Below are 19,919 nucleotides of genomic sequence, written 5' to 3'. Positions count from 1 at the left end.
TTCAATGGCTTCTCGGTACGTTATTAGATAGACGGTGTAATAATACCTCTATCTATTAACTAACACAAAAATTGTGGTTTTTAGTTATCGTCGGTCAACGACAAGCTAATCCAAACTAACCTGTGATCTGAGCTGGCTTCACGGTCTTTAACTAATCGATATAGGTCACTGGTTTTTGCAGGCCAGAAAACGCCAGCATCGTTCACATCGAAGCCAAATCGAGATGGCAAAACATAGTCAGCTCTGGCTCCCCAATAGGCAGTAAAGCGGTTACTAAACTCTGCACCTGACGCGCCTGCACCGCCTGCGCTTGTTGGAATGATGTCATTATTAACTAACGGGTGCTCGGTCAACTGTTCAATAACACCCTCGCGATGTTTATCTCCAATATCCGCCGCATTAAAATCACCAACGAGTACAAAACGCGCGTTCTCTGACAGGCTGACTTTCTCGCCATTATCATCGTAGATGTAGGCTCCTTTATCCGGAGAAAGGTAATCTGCCATAAGCCTAATTTCGTCAAAGTTGCGCTTGCCGTTGCGGTCCTCGCTCCCATCGAAATTGGGTGGTGTTGGATGCATAGCAAGTATGTGTACGGTTTTACCTCCTACTTTCACCGGCACATCCCAGTGAGACTTAGAACTCAACCTTAGCGCAGCCCACTCTTCTACGTCGTACCATGGCTTGCCCTTATCAGTACTTCCGCTCTCATCGGGAATAATAGGAACCTGTGGATGAGGCATGTGATGCCATTTAAACGTCTGAAAGGTGCGAATACCATCAACATCAATAGGGTATTTTGACAAAAGCGCCATGCCATATTGCCCGGGATAAAGCCCAAAACCATATGCATCGCCACCAAAACCTTCTGCTTTGCCATTGTTATCTAAGTCGAATTTCGTGGGCTCCCCTGTGTTGACTGTGGCCACATACGTATACGGGTAATCCACAGGCTCAAGGCCGTCTTGTGAAACATTCACGTAGTTCTTAACAAATGCTTCTACCCCTTTACGCTTATCTGCAATGTAGTCAAATTCGTTCAACATTAATATATCGGGGTTAACGCGTTGAATAATTTCAGCAATGTTTTTAACTTGGCTATGCTCACCCGTTGAAAGAACGTGTTGAAGTACCTGATCGCTTGGCTTCATACCCAACGCTTTGTAGTTAGTGGCTTCCATACTTACATTAAACGTTGCGACTTTGAGCATTTGCTCTTCTTGCGAGCTAGCCAGGGTAGATACAAATAATGCGGGTAAAAAAGCTATTGCACAGAGAAGCGCCCTATTTTTCATGTTGTTACCTGTAAGTAAAAGCGAAGTGCAAAGATAGCAACTTTAGCGGCTTATCTGAACTTTTTTGTTTTATTAAAGACCGTTGTATCAACAAGATGGTCATGCTCTCGCCCTTACATAAAAACGGAATTTATTTTCATAAATGAGACCCATTAAAGAAATATTTTTTACTATAAAGCACTAATACTAAAATAATAGAATCAAATACTCGCTCTTAACTGATATTCTAATTTTGTTTTATACAGCTAGCGTCAAGCGAACTACGCTTAACGTTTCACATTTTGGGTGAATGAGAGAAAGTTATGAAAAGCTGGGTTTCAAAAGCGATCAATATTATCAATGCAGATTATCAACGTTCGGCTGATACGCACTTAATCAAATTAGAGCAGATCGCTTTTAGAGATATTGATATCTACCTTAAAGATGAAAGCACCCATCCAACAGGCAGCCTAAAGCACCGTCTAGCCCGGTCCCTTTTTCTGTACGCCCTTTGTAATGGAAAAATTGTAGAAGGAACTACTGTGGTTGAAGCCTCGTCAGGCAGCACAGCGGTGTCTGAAGCTTATTTTGCTAAAATGATTGGCGTTCCGTTTGTTGCGGTTATGCCTAAATCTACCGCCCAAAGTAAAATCGCGCTTATTGAGCGATATGGCGGGCAGTGTCACTTTGTAGATTGCCCTACGCAAATGCACAGCGAAGCAACCAAAGTAGCTCACGAGCTTAATGGTTATTTTATGGATCAGTTCCTTTTCGCAGAGCGCGCTACAGACTGGCGAGGCAATAACAATATTGCTGAGAGTATCTTTGAGCAAATGAAAGCCGAGCCCCACCCTATTCCACACACCGTGGTTATGAGTGCAGGTACAGGTGGAACATCAGCCACCATAGGGCGTTACATTCGCTACAAAGGTCTCTCTTCTCAGCTTGTCGTGGTAGATCCAGAATTCAGTGTGTTTTTTGATAGCTTCAAAAACAACGATCATACACTTACTGCTACCCGTGGTAGCCGCATAGAAGGGATAGGACGCCCTAAAGTGGAAGCCTCTTTTCAACATGACGTTATAGATGACATGATTGCCGTTCCCGATGCCGCCAGTATTGCAACCATGCATTGGTTAAACAACACCATGGGGATTAAAGCCGGCCCATCTACCGGCACAAACCTATGGGGCGCATTAAGTATTGCTGAACAAATGAAGCAGCGAGGAGAAGTGGGATCGATCGTAACGCTTATGTGCGACAGCGGAGAGCGGTATGGTGAAACTTACTATAATGCTGGTTGGGTAGAAAAGACCATTGGCTCACTCGATGAATACACCACCAAACTAGAGGCCATCGGAGCCCCTGCTTAAATAGCCTGTTTCTGCTGTTTAAAGTGCTGGGGCGCTATGTATCGCGCAGCACTTTATTCAAAGCGTTTATCTCTATACATTGGCGATATACTTCTCATTGATAAAGCGCACAAAATTATGATCAAAATAAAAAACGTTGTTAGCTGTACGGTTGCATTCGTCACAGCGTTTGCTGCACACACTGCCTTTGCTACCAGCACATCGACTGTTGAATCTGCGAACACAAGCAGCACTAGTATTAACCGAGCCGCAGACGCGACCGCCAACGCTGACGTCCCTAACATCAATTACGAAAGCGTTTTTGCTAACCTCGCGCTTCATTGTATTCATCAAGAGTTTCCGAATGTAGTGAAACACATGATGAATAACGGCGATGACGTTAAGGCACCAAATCAACTATACCCTTCATTTTATGGTTGTTTAGACTGGCACTCGTCGGTTCATGGCCATTGGCTTTTAGTAAGAATGCTAAACACTGCGCAAGATGCAGTGGATAAGGATGAGATCATTGAAAAGCTCAACATCAGCTTTACGCCTAAAAATATCCAAGGTGAATTGACGAGCCTTAAGCGTGAAAACAATGCCTCATTTGAACGCCCCTATGGTCTTGCTTGGTTCCTGCAGCTAACCGCTGAACTACGTCAATCTTCCCTTCCTGAAGCAACAAAATGGCTAAATACTTTACGTCCTCTCGAGGACGAAATTGTAGCCAGAGTAAGCGCATGGTTACCCAAATTAGCTTACCCAATCCGAACGGGTGAGCATAGCCAAACCGCCTTTGCTTTTGGCTTAATGTTGGATTGGGCGAAAACAGCAGGTAATAAGGAGTTTGAAGCGCTGTTAACGTCCAGGGTGAAAGACTACTATCAAGACGATACACAGTGCCCTCTTGCCTACGAGCCTTCGGGACAAGATTTCTTATCACCGTGTTTGGCCGAAGCTGATTTAATGCGAAGAGTAATGTCTAAAAAGGACTATAGCCAATGGCTTTCAGCGTTCTTTCCAAGCCTCACAGCTAGAACATCAAATTGGCTAGCTCCCGCTACAGTGACTGACAAGACGGATGGTAAACTCGCTCACCTAGACGGGCTGAACATCAGCCGAGCGTGGATGATAGAAGGCATAATGCAAGCTTTGCCTGAAGGTGACAAACGCTTACCTGTGCTTAAGAAAGCATTAAGTTCACATCGTGAGGCCGGGCTCAACGCGGTGTTTGGTGACATGCACTATATGGGCAGCCATTGGCTTGGCAGCTTTGCCAGCTACTTAGAAACACAGCGCGGTTTGAATTAACTTATATCCTACTAAAGTGTGAGATGAATGAGCACTAAAGTGCTATTCGTCTCACACGCCTACCGTGGCATGCTCATTCTATGGTGATATGAATAAAGCGCAGCTATGGAAATTTTACTTGTTGATGATCACGCAATAGTGAGAGAAGGCTTTTCTACACTGTTATCTTCGGTACTCGAAGGCGCTGTCGTCACCAATGCAAAAAATGCGCAGCAAGCCACAAATGCACTTCGTGCCAACCACTTCGACCTCATTATTTTAGACATTAATTTAGGAACCACCAGCGGACTCACGCTAGCGGAATATATTGTTCAGCGCTGGGAGCACGCAAAAGTACTTATGTTCAGCATGTTCGATGATATTTCCATCATCGATAGAGCTATGAAACTAGGGGCAATGGGCTATGTTAGTAAACAAAGTGAACCTGATGTACTGATAAGCGCGGTGACATCTATCATTAAAGGCCGCCGTTATTTAGAACACAATACTGCCATTGAGCTCGCTACATTCAACCTGTCACATTCCGGAGGCAACTTAACAGATCTGACACAAAGAGAGTTGGATATATTCCTTGGTATAGCGAACGGGCTTTGCCGAAAACAGGTCGCTGAAAGCCTCAACATTTCTGAAAAGACGGTCTCAAACGTTATCACCCAGCTCAAGCGAAAACTTGAGCTACAGACAAATGCCGAGTTTGTTCACCTTGCTATAAAGCAGGGTTATATCAAAATTGCCAGCTAAAAAAGCGCCACTAAACAAGGTCGGGAAAACTTCCCTGTACTTTCGTATCTTTTTTATACCCCTTTGGTACTGACTTTGTCTCATGATAAAGATATCTCATTTAAATCAACATATTAGCATTTTTGTTACACTTCAATCTAAGGGAATTTTTCCCGTATTTTGAAGGACGGAATCCGTTTATCAGGGCCTCTACTTAGTTACATACTGTTAACACAACATCAAGGTAACAGTGGAAATAAAACTATGGCTAAGTTCTATTCAAAGGCTTCATTGGCCTTAAGCGTAATTATTGGTTTAGGTACGAGTTCACATTTATTTGCGGACGATGGCGTGACATGGGCAGACATTGAAAATGATGCCAAGACGCCTGAGAACGTACTGATGTATGGTATGGGTCCAGAAGCTCAGCGTTACAGCGGACTTGATCAAATCAACAAAGAAAATGTACACATGCTATCTCCGGCTTGGGTGATGAGTTTTGGTGATGAAAAGCAACGGGGTCAAGAGTCCCAAGCAATCGTGTACGACGGTATTGTCTATGTAACCGGTAGCTACTCCCGTATCTACGCCTATGAGGCAAAAACAGGTAAGAAGTTGTGGGACTACGCCCACCGCCTTCCAGAAGGGATTCGACCGTGTTGTGACGTGGTAAATCGCGGCGCAGCAATTTATGGTGACTTAGTCTTTTTCGGTACGCTGGATGCTGGCGTTGTTGCCCTTGACCGGCTAACGGGCAAAGTAAAATGGAAGAAGCGCTTTGAAGACTATCGTGCAGGCTACACCATGACGGGGGCACCTACGATTGTTAAAGACCAAAAGTCAGGAAAGGTCATGCTTATTCACGGTTCATCAGGTGATGAGTTTGGTGTTGTAGGAAAACTGTTTGCACGCGATCCTGAAACCGGTGAAGAGATTTGGATGCGTCCATTTGTTGAAGGGCACATGGGCAGATTAAATGGAAAAGACAGCACACCCACGGGTGGTTCATACGAAGTGACAACGTGGCCAAAGGATGAAAACGGCGAAATGGTTGAGGCTTGGCACCACGGTGGTGGCGCACCATGGCAGAGTGCAAGCTTCGATGTTGAAACTAACACTATCATCATAGGTGCAGGTAACCCCGCTCCTTGGAATACATGGAAACGCACCGCCAAAGGTGGCGATCCGCGAGATTGGGATAACCTTTATACTTCCGGACAAGTGGGTGTAGATGCAACCACTGGTGAGGTTAAATGGTTCTATCAACATACACCTAACGACGCATGGGATTTCTCTGGCAACAATGAACTTGTTCTATTCGACTATTACGATAATGGAAAGCTCATAAAAGCGACGGCTCATGCAGACAGAAATGGCTTTTTCTATGTAGTTAACAGACAAAACGGTGAATTCATCAGAGGATTTCCCTTTGTAGATAACATTACGTGGGCCACACACATTGACCCTGACACGGGTCGCCCAGTTGAAGTAGACGGACAGCGCCCGCCACTGCCTGAGCCGGGTGAAAAACGAGGAAAGTCAATAGAGGTATCGCCTCCATTCTTGGGCGGAAAGAACTGGAACCCGATGGCCTACAGCCAGAATACCGGCTGGTTCTATATGGGCGCAAACCACTGGAAAGAAGACTACTGGACGGAAGAAGTGACCTATAAAAAAGGTGCCGCTTACCTAGGACAGGGTTTTAGAATTAAGCGCATGTATGACGACCACGTGGGCGTACTTCGTGCCGTAGACCCCATTTCAGGTGAAATTAAATGGACACACAAAGAGAAACTTCCTATGTGGGCTGGAGTTCTGGCGACGAAAGGCGGACTCATTATTACCGGAACGGGCGATGGCTATGTCAAAGCTTTCGATGAGGAAACCGGTGAAGAACTTTGGAAGTTCCAAACGGGCTCGGGCATCATTTCATGCCCTATCACCTGGGAAGAGGATGGTGAGCAATACATCGGCTTAGCGTCAGGGTATGGTGGTGCAGTGCCGCTATGGGGAGGAGATATGGCTGAACTCACCAAACCTGTCGCGCAAGGTGGTTCGTTCTGGGTATTTAAACTTCCTAATCACAATAAAAAGCAAAACGTAGCTAAACAATAGCTTTATCTTTGCAACAAACCAAACCGAGAGGCGGTGAAAACGCCTCTCGGCATTAAGGAGCTCTCATGCGCTTACGTTTTCAAGCAACCAAACAACTCCCCATATTATTAGTTGTCCTATATTCAGCAACTGCCAGTGCCATTCCCGATTTCGAAGATGACGTGAAAATTATCAACGGATGTGAAATAAAACCAAAGACAGTGTGTAGCGACACAGACTTAAGCGGTGCTGATTTGAGCCATGCAAATTTGCACGGAGCAGTATTCACCAACGTTAAGTTCAACAAAACAGATTTAAGGCACGCCAACTTAAGCTATGCGACGTTTAAGAAAAGTAACCTAGATCACGCTGATTTAGCTACCGCCAACTTAAAACACGCAGATTTACGCAGCTCAAAAGTTCGCAACGCTAACTTAGAAGGCGTAGATGGCTGGGCGCTTTTCGGTCAAGGGGTTGATTTCACTAACTCCAACTTTTCAGGTGCTAACCTGGACCAAGCGCGTTTATCAGGTGCGACAATGGTAAACACCAACTTACGTGCCGCACGCTTAGAGCGGGTTTGGATGAACAAAGCAAACTTTGAAGGTGCTTCACTGATTAACGCCAATATTCAGGAAGCAAAACTGAACGATGCAAGTTTGTATCGAGCGAACCTAACCGGCACGCGCATCCACTACGCAACATTTCAGGGCACTTTCATGGACGAATGTATAAACTGTCCTATTGACTGGTAAGCTAGAGTCCCCTTGGGGTTACTCTAGCAAGGTCGCTTTCGTCTAAGACACTTTACCTGCCAACTCAGCCGTTTCTTTACCCAAATTTTTAAGCTGCTTAATCGTCTTTTCATCCGTAATGGCGCCATCTTCCATAAGCGTATTTACCTTCGCAATAGCTTTTTGGTTCGGCAACACCATAGTACCTAGATTTTCAAGTAACATTCTCAGTACCACCAGCACGCGCATGCCGCCTAGCCCACCAGCAGACGCAGCCATAATTCCAGCCACCTTGCCGCGATATGCTTGTAATGGCTTTTCGCCTTCCCCCATGCGCGATGCCCAGTCGATGGCATTCTTTAGCAGTGCGGGATAGCTTGAGTTGTATTCTGGTGAAGCAATAAGAAAACCATCATGGCTCATTAGCAATTCTTTGAACGCCTGTGCTTTTTCAGGCATACCAAACTCGGCTTCCTCATCTTCATTAAACAACGGCATTTGAAAGTCAGCTAGGTCTATAACGGTAACCTCTGCGCCAGCCTCACGTGCGCCCTCTGCGGCAACTTTCATAATAGCTTGGTTGAATGAACCTTTACGGGTACTACCTGCAAATGCAAGGATCTTAGTCATTTGAGTTTCCTGTCGTTAATTTAAGTAGTGTTCTAGTTGTCTGATTTATAGGAAGCTATCGCCCTATCGGTTCTAATCGGAATGTCATACCACTATATCTGCGGTTACACGCCGCGATTACGAACATTTTAAATCTCGCTGAGTACGCAATTATCTATGCCCACTGGTATAAGGATCACGATTAGCGCAAACGAGCGTTGTAGGGTTGACGCTTATGTTTCGCATAAAAAAAGGCTGACAATCAATGTCAGCCTCTTTGTTATCAATATGTATGTTGTACCGCGAACACTACATTTTTTCTAGTGTTTCGATGCCAAGTAGGGTTAATCCTTGCTCTAGCGTCTTGGCAACCAGAGCTGACAACGCTAGACGGCTATCGCGTACAGCTGGCTCAATACCGTCTTTTAACATCGGGCATGCTTCGTAGAATGACATAAATGCTGAAGCCACATCATAGAGGTAAGTACACAGTACATGAGGCGTGGCTTCACGAGATACTGTACCAATCACCTCTTCAAACTGCATAAGTAATACAGCTAGCGCGTGCTCTTGTTTCTCAGCAATATTGATATCTACTGGCATGGTGGCCATATCCACACCCGCTTTTCTGAACAAGCTTTTCACACGGGTATAGGCGTACTGAAGGTAAGGCGCGGTGTTACCTTCAAAGCTTAGCATGGAGTCCCAGTTAAACATGTAATCAGTTGTGCGGTTTTTAGATAGGTCAGCGTATTTCACAGCGCCAATACCCACCTTGTGAGCGACTTCTTTAAGCTCGTCTTCACTTAAATCGTTGTCGCGCTCTGCGATAAGCTTACCCGCACGCTCAACGGCTTCATCAAGCAATTCGACCAGTTTAACCGTACCACCAGTACGCGTTTTAAATGGCTTACCGTCACTGCCTAGCATCATTCCAAATGGGCAATGCTCGTAAGTTTGCTCTTCTTTCATAAAGCCCGCTTTACGGCCCACAATTTCAGTTTGCTTGAAGTGCAGTGCCTGACGCGCGTCAGTAAGAATCAGCGTACGGTCAGCGTTTAACTTGCCGCTGCGATAGCGCATTGCCGCAAGGTCTGTCGTTGCGTATAAATAGCCGCCACCCGACTTTTGAACGATGTAAACCGCAGGGTTACCTTCTTTATCAGCAAGCTCAGGTATAAATACTACCTGCGCACCTTGGTCTTCTACTGCAAGGCCTTTCGCTTTAAGGTCACTGATTACGTTGGCCAAGTCGTCATTGTAAGCCGACTCCCCCATAATATCTTTACGGGTCAGGCTTACGTTTAGCTTGTCGTACACTTCTTCTGAGTGAGCAATAGACACGTCAATGAACTTTTCCCACAGCGCCAGACACTGAGCGTCACCGCCCTGCAGCTTAACTACGTATTCACGGGCGCGGTCGGCAAAACCTTCTTCTTCGTCAAAGCGTACTTTGGCTTCGCGGTAAAAGTCTTCTAGATCAGAGAGCGCAGTTTCAGCCACTTCATCTTGTAGCTTGTCTGAAAGGTGCGCAAGCAACATGCCGAACTGTGTGCCCCAGTCGCCCATGTGATTTTGACGAATAACGTTGTGGCCCAAGAACTCAAGTACTTTAACCACAGCATCGCCGATGATGGTAGTACGCAGGTGTCCCACGTGCATCTCTTTGGCTAGGTTTGGAGAAGAGTAATCAACAACAATGTTTTGTTCTTTTGACTTAGCAATACCTAAACGTGGGTCGGTTAGCGACAACTCACACTGATTAGACAGCCATTCGTCATTTAAATGAACGTTGATAAAACCAGGGCCCGCCACTTCTAGCTTGCTGGCAATATCGTCGAGCTTTACAGTCTCAACAATTTTCTCTGCAATATCGCGCGGCTTTTGCTTAAGCTGCTTGGCTAGCGCCATCGCGCCGTTAAACTGATACTCACCAAATTCAGGTCGAGCGCTGCGCGAAACTGGCACTGGCGCATTTTCTACGCCCATTTCTTGTAGAGCTTCAGTGAAACGGTTAACTAATAGTGCATGTATATTCATAATATATTGTGTCTTTGTTTAATCTTTATTAGCTTAATTTTCGCGCGTGTTCTTGAACTGAATATCAGGGTAGCGCTCTTGCGCTAGCTGTAAATTCACCATAGTAGGTGCGATGTACGTCAAGTTATCGCCGCCATCTAGTGCAAGGTTTTGCTCACCTTTACGGCGGAATTCATCAAGCTTCTTCTCATTGTCAGAGTAAACCCAGCGGGCAGTGCTCACGTTAATATGCTCATAAAGCGCGTCTACGTTGTATTCGGCTTTCAAGCGAGCGACAACTACGTCAAACTGAAGCACACCTACCGCGCCCACAATCAAATCGTTGTTGGCAAGCGGTCTAAACACCTGTACCGCCCCTTCCTCAGAAAGCTGGATCAGTCCTTTAAGCAGTTGCTTTTGCTTAAGCGGATCTTTCAAGCGGATGCGTTTAAATAGCTCAGGCGCAAAGTTTGGAATACCCGTAAAGCGGTAGTTATCGCCTGACGTGAAGGTGTCCCCTATGCGAATGGTTCCGTGGTTGTGCAAGCCGATGATATCGCCGGCATAGGCTTCTTCTAGTAATGAACGGTCACCAGCCAAGAAAGTTAATGCATCCGAAATACGCACATCTTTACCTAAACGGCTGTTGCGCATTTTCATGCCTTTTTCGTACTTGCCCGACACAATACGACAGAATGCTATGCGGTCACGGTGTTTCGGGTCCATGTTGGCCTGAATTTTAAATACGAAGCCACTGAACTTACCATCGGTACTTTCGATAGTCCCTTCTTCGGTTTCGCGGCCAAGTGGCGCAGGTGCCCACTCAACCAAACCGTCAAGCATATGATCAACACCGAAGTTACCTAATGCTGTACCGAAAAATACTGGCGTTAACTGGCCTTCCAAGAAAAGCTCTTGTTCAAACTCGTTAGATGCACCGCGTACAAGCTCAAGCTCGTCACGCAAGGTTTCAGCGAGGTCACTTCCTACTGCAGTATCTAACTCAGGGTTATCTACCCCTTTGATGATGCGCACGTCTTGGATAGTGTGACCCTGGCCGCTTTGATACAAAATAGTTTCGTCGCGGTGAAGGTGATATACACCTTTAAAGCTCTTACCACAGCCAATTGGCCAAGTGATTGGTGCACACAGGATATCAAGCTCGGTTTCTACTTCATCGAGCAGTTCCATAGGATCGCGAATATCACGGTCAAGCTTGTTCATGAAAGTCACAATCGGCGTATCGCGCAAACGGGTGACTTCCATAAGTTTACGGGTTCGGTCTTCTACACCTTTCGCTGCGTCGATAACCATAAGGCATGAGTCAACCGCCGTCAGTGTTCGATAGGTATCTTCAGAAAAGTCTTCGTGCCCCGGAGTATCCAGCAGGTTTACTAAGTGATCGCTATATGGAAACTGCATGACCGAGGTGGTTACCGAGATACCACGCTCTTTTTCCATTTCCATCCAGTCAGATTTAGCATGCTGACCTGACTTTTTACCTTTAACGGTACCGGCAGTTTGCAGGGCGCGTCCGAATAACAATACTTTTTCGGTAATCGTGGTTTTACCCGCATCCGGGTGCGATATGATTGCGAACGTACGTCGCTTTTTAATCTCTTCTAGAAGCTTCTTATCTGACATCAATACTTATCTTCGTTATCTATTATCCCTGTAAACCAATTACTTACAGGCGCGTTTTATAACGGATAAGCAATGCTTTTCCGCGCAAATTCAGTATTGCGGTAAAACGCTTGATACGGCTTGGTAATTAATTGCGCGGATTTTAGCATTTTACTGCACGTAACAGTAGAGCGAAATTACATACTCCCTACCGCTTAATTTGCTATGCGACCACTCACTGCTTTTTTTCATGCATACACACTTTCACATCGTTAACCTATTTCAAACATTGTTGTACACACCGTTTACAACACAAGTGACAGACCCTTTTTATAAACCCTATTTATAAAAATAAGGACAACGCCCTGTGATATTGTTTCTAATTTGCGTAGCCGCGCTTATTGCTGGCTACTTTATATATGGCGCCTTTGTTGAGAAGGTATTTGGCGTCACACCAGCACGCCCCACTCCTGCACATAGCCAAAAAGACGGCGTAGACTTTGTTCCCATGTCTACACCGAAGGTGTATCTCGTTCAGCTTCTGAACATTGCTGGCGTAGGCCCTATATTTGGTCCTATTATGGGTGCACTATATGGCCCAGCTGCCATGCTTTGGATTGTATTAGGGTGCATTTTTGCCGGCGCTGTTCACGACTATTTTTCAGGCATGCTGTCAGTTCGCAACAATGGCGAATCTGTGCCTAGCTTATCTGGCCGTTATTTGGGCCGAGGCGCTAAGCACTTTATGAACTTGTTCGCTATTGTGCTGCTTCTATTGGTAGGTGTGGTTTTTGTCTCAGCGCCAGCAGGCATGATCACAAATCTCGTTAATGATCAGACATCATGGCACGTTGAAGTTGGCACCATGGTCGCCATTATTTTTGCCTACTATATTTTGGCTACCATTGTTCCTGTAGATAAAATTATTGGTCGTTTTTATCCGTTTTTCGGAGCCCTTCTTATTTTCATGTCGGTGGGATTATTAGCCGCTGCCAGCTATTCTGACCAGCACTCGATACTTAACCAATTCACGGCAAGTGATATGCTGACGAATTTAAATCCTAACGATATGCCTCTTTGGCCAGCGCTCTTTATCACTATCGCTTGTGGGGCTATCTCTGGATTTCATGCCACCCAGTCCCCGCTTATGGCTCGCTGTATGGAGAACGAGAAGAACGGACGTTTTGTGTTTTTTGGTGCGATGATAGGTGAAGGTGTGATTGCCCTTATCTGGTGTGCCATTGCCCTTTCTTACTTCGACAATTTAGAAGGACTATCGGCAGCTATTACCAATGGTGGCCCTGGAAACGTTGTCTATGCCTCATCATTCGGCCTTTTAGGTGTTGTTGGTGGCGTACTGGCTTTTCTTGGCGTGGTTATTCTTCCCATTACGTCTGGCGACACCGCATTTCGCTCAAGTCGTCTTATCATGGCCGAGTACTTTAACGTTGAACAAAAAGGTATACGTAACCGCTTGTTCATGGCCGCCCCTTTGTTTGTGCTTGGCGGTATTCTTACCCAAGTCGATTTCGGCGTTATTTGGCGCTACTTCGGATTTGCCAACCAAGCAACAGCCGTCATGATGCTGTGGACCGCGTCTGCATACTTACTAAGACATAATAAACTGCACTGGATAACTACGGTACCAGCAATATTTATGACGGCCGTTTGCGTTACCTTTATTCTAAACAACGACACCTTGGGTTTCGGTATGGCGATGAATGTATCGACAACCATCGGGCTTATCGCATCGCTAATCACCACGGTTTACGTCATTCGAATTTCCAAGGGGAAAGGTGAAGCGCCGCTTGAGCCATCATCTGTGAATGTTGAAAAGCCTTCCCAACCGGTAGACGCGTAACAACCTACACTAAACACGTGTAATATGATGAGCCGCCCTTTATATAGGGCGGCTATTTATTTTGTACTTTTGACATGGGTTATAATGAGGCTCATTTTTAACCGGCGGTAATATTGGCAAGCATGGAACTCATACTTTCGCTACTTCAACAAATGTGTGTGTATCTTGTGCTCGCATATATGCTGAGTAAAACACCGCTTTTTCTTCCTATTCTCAGCATTTCTTCTCATCGCAAACACCGCTACTTGGTGTATGTAGTTTTTTCTTCCTTTTGTATTCTGGGCACGTATTTTGGTCTGCAAATAGACGATGCCATTGCCAATACCAGAGCCATTGGGGCAGTTATAGGAGGATTACTAGGCGGTCCAGTAGTTGGGTTTGCCGTAGGATTGACCGGCGGCCTCCATCGTTATTCATTGGGTGGTTTTACTGATGTTGCCTGCGCTATTTCCACCACGCTGGAAGGTCTTATCGGCGGCCTCATGCACGTTTACTATGTTCGCCAGAACAAAAGTCTAGACCTTTTCAACCCATGGAAAGTTGGTGTCATTACCTTCATAGCAGAGTTGTTTCAGATGGCTATCCTGCTTACCGTTGCTGAGCCTTTTGAAAAGTCTTACGCACTGGTCAGCGCTATAGCCGCACCTATGGTTATTGCAAATTCTGTGGGGGCCGCACTTTTTATCAGTATCTTATCTGACAAAAAAACGATTTTTGAAAAGTACTCTGCCACTTTTTCACGACGTGCACTATCCATAGCAGATCGCTCAGTGGGCGTGCTCACACCTGGATTCACCCCAGTTAATGCAGAAAAAGTAGCACGTATTATCTATGAAGAAACGAATGTGGGTGCGGTAGCGATTACTGATAAGGAAAAGATTCTGGCGTTTATCGGAACGGGTGCCGATCATCACCTACCAAACACCCCCATATCGTCATCAAGTACGATGGAGTCACTGAACAATAACAAAATAGTCCATTTAGATGGCGCTGAGCGCCCATATCAGTGCACATTAAACAAAAATTGTCCGCTGGGTTCAGTGTTGATTATTCCACTTCACTCTGGCTCTGAGGTGGTAGGTACTATTAAGCTTTACGAACCCAAACGGAAGTTTATGTCGACGGTTACACTGTCAATGGCAGAAGGCATCGCTCAATTGCTGTCTAGTCAAATTGTTTACGGCGCATATCAGCAGCAAAAGGATCTGCTCTCACAGTCTGAAATCAAACTGCTGCATGCACAGGTCAACCCTCATTTCCTATTTAACGCGCTCAATACGATTAGCGCTATTATTCGTCGCGATCCCAAAAGGGCCAGAGAGCTCGTGCTAAGCTTGTCACGCTTTTTTAGAATAAACCTAAAGCAAAACACCGCGGTGGTGACACTAAAAGAAGAGATCGACCACGTTAATGCTTATCTGGCAATCGAGAAGGCGCGTTTTGCCGAACGCCTGCAGGTTGCCATCAAATGTGACGATGCTGCCATGTCAGCGCTTCTACCAAGTTTTACGTTGCAGCCACTGGTTGAGAACGCGGTTAAACACGGTATCGCCCAACGAATAGAGGGTGGGCATCTAACTTTGAATGTACGATGCACAACAGATAACCACATTCACATTCTCGTTGAAGATAATGCTGGCTTGTACAAACCCAAAAAAGAACAACACGCAGGTTTAGGGATGGATATTGTAGATAAACGGCTTATTCATCAGTTTGGTCAACAAGCAGGCCTGGTGATCGAGTGTCGAACTAACCAGTTCACTCGGATGTCCTTTTCCATTCCACACACTCATTACCATTCTCATCAGGGCTAACAATGACTAAGAACTCAGCATTTCGCGCGCTTGTTATTGACGATGAACCGCTCGCCAGAGAGGAGCTTTGCCAGTTACTCAACGAAACCAATGAAGTACAAGTCTTAGCCGAGGCCGCAAATGCCATAGAGGGGTTGGCATTAATTAAACAACACCGTCCGGATGTTATATTTCTTGATATAGAAATGCCCCAGCTCTCTGGACTCGATATGCTGGCTATGCTTGATTTAGACACCATGCCTTATGTTGTGCTGGTCACCGCATTTGAACAGTATGCCCTTCAGGCATTTGAAGATAACGCGTTTGATTACTTGCTCAAACCTGTGGAACCAGAGCGGCTTGATAAAACACTCGCCAGGCTTAAAAAGAGAACTCAGCCCCAAACTGACATTGACGCCATTGCCTCCCCCACATTAGTACATATTCCTTGCGTAGGTCATCAGCGCATATTACTGCTGCCCGAATCTGATATTCAGTTTGCTTACAGCGATGTGGCGGGCGTACATGTTAGATCGCTAGAACAACAAGCAGACACGCAGCTCACATTGAAAACCTTAGAAGAGAGAACCGCGCTTGTTCGGTGTCACCGGCAATACTTGGTGAGGTTATCATGCGTTGCGGAAATTAAACGCTTGGATAATGGCCTTGCTACGCTTCTAATGAAGACGGGAGATTCAGTTCCCGTGAGCCGTCGATATCTCAAAAAGTTAAAGTCGCTGTTGCAGTTGTAAACTGTTTGAAATCTGCATTTTAAAAATAGAAACTAGCGTTGCTTCTTTTTATTTTCACCCGTCTGAAAGCACGTCAGCGGGCTTGCTGTTAGCTTTCTCGTTTAACTCAATTTTTTCGGTAGTATTCGCAATTGTTAGTTGTTCGTTCCACGCTCCAAGCCCGATTCTTTTCAAGCTAACTGATGGATAGATTCTGTCGGACCCAAAAACGTTTAAAACTCGCTAAGTGTAAACTGGGTCCACCACGCTGAAAGTAGGGTTTGCAAATTTCGCTTCGCTTTGTCCCACCCAAACTCCACACAAATAATGCCTTTTTTGCCTCCTTTTTGCCTCTTCGGTTGTTAGCGCGATTTGCCCGAACTTCTCGCCAAACCTCGCCTAAAGCGTTGCTGAGCACTGCCTTTTCTAGAGTTAAAGCTACTACACGAAGTACATAAAAAAAATGCGACGAAAGTATAAAAATAAAATTTTATGACGCATTTTGCTGTACCAAATCAAACAATTTTTCAGCATGTCCATGAATTTTCCAGACCACACAACTGTACAGAAAAAATACAAAAAAACACGAAAAATTAAACTTTTTCTAAAATAACAATAAAAATTTATTAAAAAGAGACGCTTCTCAAATTTTCCGCATATATGCTATTGATAATATACAAAAGTTGTGCAATACATAATAAGTGTCTAAAAAACACACTAAAAATAATTAAAGCAATAAATCAAAGTCTAGGGAGACTACAATGTTTACAAACCACAAACTGGCAAAGTCGGTGAGACTTGCCTGCGCCTTTGGCGCTGCCGCATCGTTGGCATTTTCTGGTAGTATTTATGCCCAAGATGACGTCGAATCAGAGGAAGAACCGGTTGAGAAAATCGAGGTTACTGGTTCGCGTCTACTTTCAAACCCAAATGTTGCAGCAGCAACTCCTGTACTAAGCGTATCAGGCGCTGAAGCAGCTGCTCGCGGTAACTTACGTGTAGAAGATTTCGTAAACGTGCTTCCGCAGGTGTTCGCCGGCCAAGCATCAGAAGTTTCGAATGGTTCAACAGGTACTGCAACACTAAACCTTCGCGGTTTAGGTGCGAACAGAACGTTAGTACTTATCGACGGCAAACGTCTCCCCTATGGTTCCTCGGGTACCAGTGCTGCTAACGTCGACTTAGTTCCAACGCAAATGCTAGAACGTGTTGATATCCTAACTGGTGGTGCATCAGCGGTATACGGCTCTGACGCCGTCGGTGGTGTTGCAAATTTCATTCTTCGCGATGATTTCGAAGGTGTAGAGTTTGGTGGTCAGTTCAGCACAAACTACGCTGACAACGATAACGGTCTGTACGAAGGCGTGCTAAACGCTGCGCAGCAGCCTATTCCTGGTTCAACCATGGACGGCGATGAAACGCTTATTTACACAATGTTTGGCGCATCTTCTGCTGACGGTAAAGGCAACGTAACCATCTACGCATCGTATGAAGATCGTGAGGAAATTGTCCAGGCTGACCGAATTTTCTCAGCGTGTACGCTGGGTCAAAGCAATGGTGCATCAAGTTTCGAAGGCTTTGGTTGTGTAGGTTCAGCAAACTTCCGCTTGTTTGGTGGCCCGGGTGGTTTTGCGTTCCAAGAAGAAAATGGAAACATCATCTCTTACGCTGGCGGCCCAACACAAACCTATAACTTTGGTGCAACCAACTTCTTCCAACGCCCTTCTGAGCGTTACCATTTCTATGCGAAAGGTGACTATGAGCTTGCAGACGATTTAGAAGCTTACGCAGATTTTTCATACATCAACAACACGAGTGATGCTCAGATTGCACCAAGTGCCTCGTTTGGTATTGGCGCATACGACATCAACTGCGGAAACCCATTCATCCAAGGTAACAGCGGCATAGCGTTCACTGACATTTTCGGTTGCTCGGCTGACGATATTGCAAACGATGTGATCGTTAGCGGAATCACTGCATCTCACCGTAACGTTGAAGGTGGCTCACGTAATTCTCGTTTAGAGAACAGCGCATGGCGCTTCGTTGGTGGCCTAAATGGTTTCATCGATGACATCTGGGCGTGGAACGTATTCGGTCAAATCTCTGAAACTCGCGACCAGAGTTCAGCAACGAACGATTTTGTTGTTGCGAATTTACAACAAGCCCTGTTAGCAACCACTGACGAAAACGGTAATGTTGTTTGTCTTGACCAGTCTGGCGGCTGTGTACCTTACAACATCTTCCAACGCCCTGGCGGCGAGAGCTCTGTCACGCAAGACCAGTTAGATTTCATCCAAGGTATCGGTATCGTAAACGGTGAAACATCACAAAAAGTTTTTGGCGCGGATATCCAAGCTAACTTAGGCGATTACGGCATTAAGATCCCTACTGCTGATGATGGTATTGGCGTGCTGTTTGGTGTTGAGTATCGCAAAGACGAACTTGCTTCATCACCTGATGAAATCAGCCAAGTTCAGGGCGGTGGTTTCACCGGTGTAGGCGGTGCAACACTTGCCGTTTCAGGTAAAATCGAAGTTCGCGAATTCTTCACAGAGGTTCAAGTACCACTTGTTTCTGGCGCAGAGTTCGCGGAAGAGTTAGTACTAAGCGCGCAGTATCGTTTCTCTGACTATGACGCAGACGGTAACGGCACGACTAACAGTTTTGACACCAATGCCTACGGTTACCAATTAGCGTGGACACCAGTAGATGATGTTAAACTACGTGCACAATTCCAGCGCGCTGTTCGAGCGCCTAATGTAATTGACTTGTTCACGGGTCAAAACACTGGTCTACCTAACTTAAGCCCAGCGGGTGTTGATGCAAATGGTGAGCAGCTATACGATCCATGTGCGGGAAGCAACCCTATCGCGACGCTTGAGACCTGTGCAAGAACAGGTGTGACAGCAGCGCAATACGGTAACATCCTTGACGTTATCTCTGGTCAAACACAATCACTAACAGGTGGTAACCCACAACTATCTCCTGAAACTGCAGATACCGTAACCTTTGGTGTTGTAATTACACCAGCAAGTATCGAAGGTCTTTCGATTACTTTGGATTACTTTGATATTGAGGTAGAAGATGCGATTTCTGCTGGTATTCCAGCTCAAACAATCTTCGACAACTGCCTAGATTCAGGTGACCCAACCTTCTGTAATCTAATCACTCGCTCTTCAGCTGGTTCACTTGCAGCAGGTACGTTTGGTGTTGGTTTCCAACAAACAAACTTAAACATTGCTACACTTAAAACTTCGGGTCTAGACGTCCAAGTAGGTTACAATTTCGACACAGAGCTGGGTGATGTGAGATTTGACTACGCGGCAACTATGCTAGATGAGCTAAGCACCGTACCATTCCCTGGTGGTGATACTGTTGAGTGTGCTGGCTTCTTTGGTAACGCGTGTGGCGCTCCTAACCCTGAGTATCGTCATAGATTTATGGCAACGTGGAATACCAACCTAGACGTTGATATTACTGCGACTTGGAGACACTTCGGTACAACTGATAACGATGATGACGGTGATACACTAGAAACTGGATTCAAAGCTATCAACTATCTTGATATCTCTGCTACTTATTTCATGAACGATAACTTAGAGTTCACGCTAGGTGTTCTTAACCTTCTTGGTGAGCAACCTCCAGTTTACTCTGGTGCAGGTCCAGCTCTTGGTAACGGTAACACGTACCCAACAGTTTACGACACTAGCACAAACTGGTTTGCTTCATTCCGAGGTAAATTCTAAATCCAAATCTCCCTTTGGACCTAAGCAAAAAGCCGTTTATGTTTAATAA

General features: G+C 45.5%; 13 protein-coding genes. 9 read left to right on the top strand and 4 right to left on the bottom strand.

From position 1 onward, the window contains the following. Positions 1-80: 80 nt before the first annotated feature. Entirely contained in the window at positions 81-1,295 is a 1,215-nt protein-coding gene (locus BZA03_RS00960; protein ID WP_110287729.1) for an endonuclease/exonuclease/phosphatase family protein, read from the bottom strand. A gap of 302 nt (positions 1,296-1,597) precedes the next feature. Between BZA03_RS00960 and BZA03_RS00955 the strand changes: the two genes are divergently transcribed. The 5 genes from BZA03_RS00955 (at position 1,598) to BZA03_RS00935 (ending at position 7,509) form a co-directional block, all read left to right on the top strand. Beyond that, positions 1,598-2,647 carry a PLP-dependent cysteine synthase family protein gene (locus BZA03_RS00955; protein WP_110287728.1) on the top strand — a complete coding sequence of 350 codons (1,050 nt, stop codon included), beginning with the start codon at positions 1,598-1,600 and terminating at the stop codon, positions 2,645-2,647. 36 nt (positions 2,648-2,683) lie between these two features. Further along, positions 2,684-3,940 (top strand): DUF2891 domain-containing protein, encoded by a 1,257-nt coding sequence (locus tag BZA03_RS00950; RefSeq protein WP_039226488.1) that lies wholly within the window; start codon positions 2,684-2,686, stop codon positions 3,938-3,940. A 105-nt stretch (positions 3,941-4,045) separates the two neighbouring features. Beyond that, entirely contained in the window at positions 4,046-4,681 is a 636-nt protein-coding gene (locus BZA03_RS00945; RefSeq protein ID WP_014975961.1) for a response regulator transcription factor, read from the top strand. Positions 4,682-4,924: 243 nt separating this feature from the next. Then, positions 4,925-6,775 (top strand): methanol/ethanol family PQQ-dependent dehydrogenase, encoded by a 1,851-nt coding sequence (locus BZA03_RS00940; RefSeq protein ID WP_061485122.1) that lies wholly within the window; start codon positions 4,925-4,927, stop codon positions 6,773-6,775. Positions 6,776-6,840: 65 nt separating this feature from the next. Continuing rightward, complete coding sequence (locus BZA03_RS00935; protein WP_110287727.1) at positions 6,841-7,509, top strand: pentapeptide repeat-containing protein; 669 nt, start codon at positions 6,841-6,843, stop codon at positions 7,507-7,509. A 42-nt stretch (positions 7,510-7,551) separates the two neighbouring features. Here BZA03_RS00935 and BZA03_RS00930 read toward each other — a convergent pair whose 3' ends face one another. The 3 genes from BZA03_RS00930 to prfC form a co-directional block, all read right to left on the bottom strand. Continuing rightward, entirely contained in the window at positions 7,552-8,118 is a 567-nt protein-coding gene (locus tag BZA03_RS00930) for an NADPH-dependent FMN reductase (protein WP_014978661.1), read from the bottom strand. Positions 8,119-8,406: 288 nt separating this feature from the next. After that, on the bottom strand, positions 8,407-10,137 hold the full coding sequence (gene argS, locus BZA03_RS00925) for an arginine--tRNA ligase (RefSeq protein WP_014948727.1): 1,731 nt from the start codon (positions 10,135-10,137) through the stop codon (positions 8,407-8,409). 33 nt (positions 10,138-10,170) lie between these two features. Continuing rightward, a complete protein-coding gene (gene prfC / locus BZA03_RS00920; RefSeq protein WP_110287726.1) occupies positions 10,171-11,760 on the bottom strand; it encodes a peptide chain release factor 3 in 1,590 nt (529 codons plus the stop codon). A 346-nt stretch (positions 11,761-12,106) separates the two neighbouring features. On the opposite strand from prfC, the gene BZA03_RS00915 reads away from it, so the two are divergent. The 4 genes from BZA03_RS00915 to BZA03_RS00900 all read left to right on the top strand — a co-directional run bounded on the left by BZA03_RS00915 (position 12,107) and on the right by BZA03_RS00900 (position 19,870). Beyond that, the gene (locus tag BZA03_RS00915) at positions 12,107-13,600 is read left to right on the top strand and encodes a carbon starvation protein A (protein WP_110287725.1); all 1,494 of its coding nucleotides are present in this window, start codon (positions 12,107-12,109) and stop codon (positions 13,598-13,600) included. A gap of 122 nt (positions 13,601-13,722) precedes the next feature. Beyond that, the gene (locus BZA03_RS00910; protein ID WP_110287724.1) at positions 13,723-15,414 is read left to right on the top strand and encodes a sensor histidine kinase; all 1,692 of its coding nucleotides are present in this window, start codon (positions 13,723-13,725) and stop codon (positions 15,412-15,414) included. A 2-nt stretch (positions 15,415-15,416) separates the two neighbouring features. After that, positions 15,417-16,145 carry a two-component system response regulator BtsR gene (btsR, locus tag BZA03_RS00905; RefSeq protein WP_110287723.1) on the top strand — a complete coding sequence of 243 codons (729 nt, stop codon included), beginning with the start codon at positions 15,417-15,419 and terminating at the stop codon, positions 16,143-16,145. Between the two features lie 740 nt (positions 16,146-16,885). Continuing rightward, positions 16,886-19,870, top strand: coding sequence for a TonB-dependent siderophore receptor (locus BZA03_RS00900; protein ID WP_075176173.1), 2,985 nt, complete (start codon positions 16,886-16,888; stop codon positions 19,868-19,870). The last annotated feature ends 49 nt before the right edge of the window (positions 19,871-19,919 follow it).

The sequence above is a fragment of the Alteromonas sp. I10 genome, assembly GCF_003201515.1.
Lineage (GTDB): Bacteria > Pseudomonadota > Gammaproteobacteria > Enterobacterales > Alteromonadaceae > Alteromonas > Alteromonas macleodii.
The sequence above is the reverse complement of the archived record's forward strand: the minus strand, read 5'-3'. Positions and strand labels throughout refer to the sequence as shown.

Excerpts from the sequence above, each read along its gene's own strand:
- BZA03_RS00960 (WP_110287729.1), bottom strand. The coding sequence starts at position 1,295 with ATGAAAAATAGGGCGCTTCTCTGTGCAATAGCTTTTTTACCCGCATTA.
- BZA03_RS00955 (WP_110287728.1), top strand. The coding sequence starts at position 1,598 with ATGAAAAGCTGGGTTTCAAAAGCGATCAATATTATCAATGCAGATTAT.
- BZA03_RS00950 (WP_039226488.1), top strand. The coding sequence starts at position 2,684 with ATGTATCGCGCAGCACTTTATTCAAAGCGTTTATCTCTATACATTGGC.
- BZA03_RS00945 (WP_014975961.1), top strand. The coding sequence starts at position 4,046 with ATGGAAATTTTACTTGTTGATGATCACGCAATAGTGAGAGAAGGCTTT.
- BZA03_RS00940 (WP_061485122.1), top strand. The coding sequence starts at position 4,925 with ATGGCTAAGTTCTATTCAAAGGCTTCATTGGCCTTAAGCGTAATTATT.
- BZA03_RS00935 (WP_110287727.1), top strand. The coding sequence starts at position 6,841 with ATGCGCTTACGTTTTCAAGCAACCAAACAACTCCCCATATTATTAGTT.
- BZA03_RS00930 (WP_014978661.1), bottom strand. The coding sequence starts at position 8,118 with ATGACTAAGATCCTTGCATTTGCAGGTAGTACCCGTAAAGGTTCATTC.
- argS (WP_014948727.1), bottom strand. The coding sequence starts at position 10,137 with ATGAATATACATGCACTATTAGTTAACCGTTTCACTGAAGCTCTACAA.
- prfC (WP_110287726.1), bottom strand. The coding sequence starts at position 11,760 with ATGTCAGATAAGAAGCTTCTAGAAGAGATTAAAAAGCGACGTACGTTC.
- BZA03_RS00910 (WP_110287724.1), top strand. The coding sequence starts at position 13,723 with ATGGAACTCATACTTTCGCTACTTCAACAAATGTGTGTGTATCTTGTG.
- btsR (WP_110287723.1), top strand. The coding sequence starts at position 15,417 with ATGACTAAGAACTCAGCATTTCGCGCGCTTGTTATTGACGATGAACCG.
- BZA03_RS00900 (WP_075176173.1), top strand. The coding sequence starts at position 16,886 with ATGTTTACAAACCACAAACTGGCAAAGTCGGTGAGACTTGCCTGCGCC.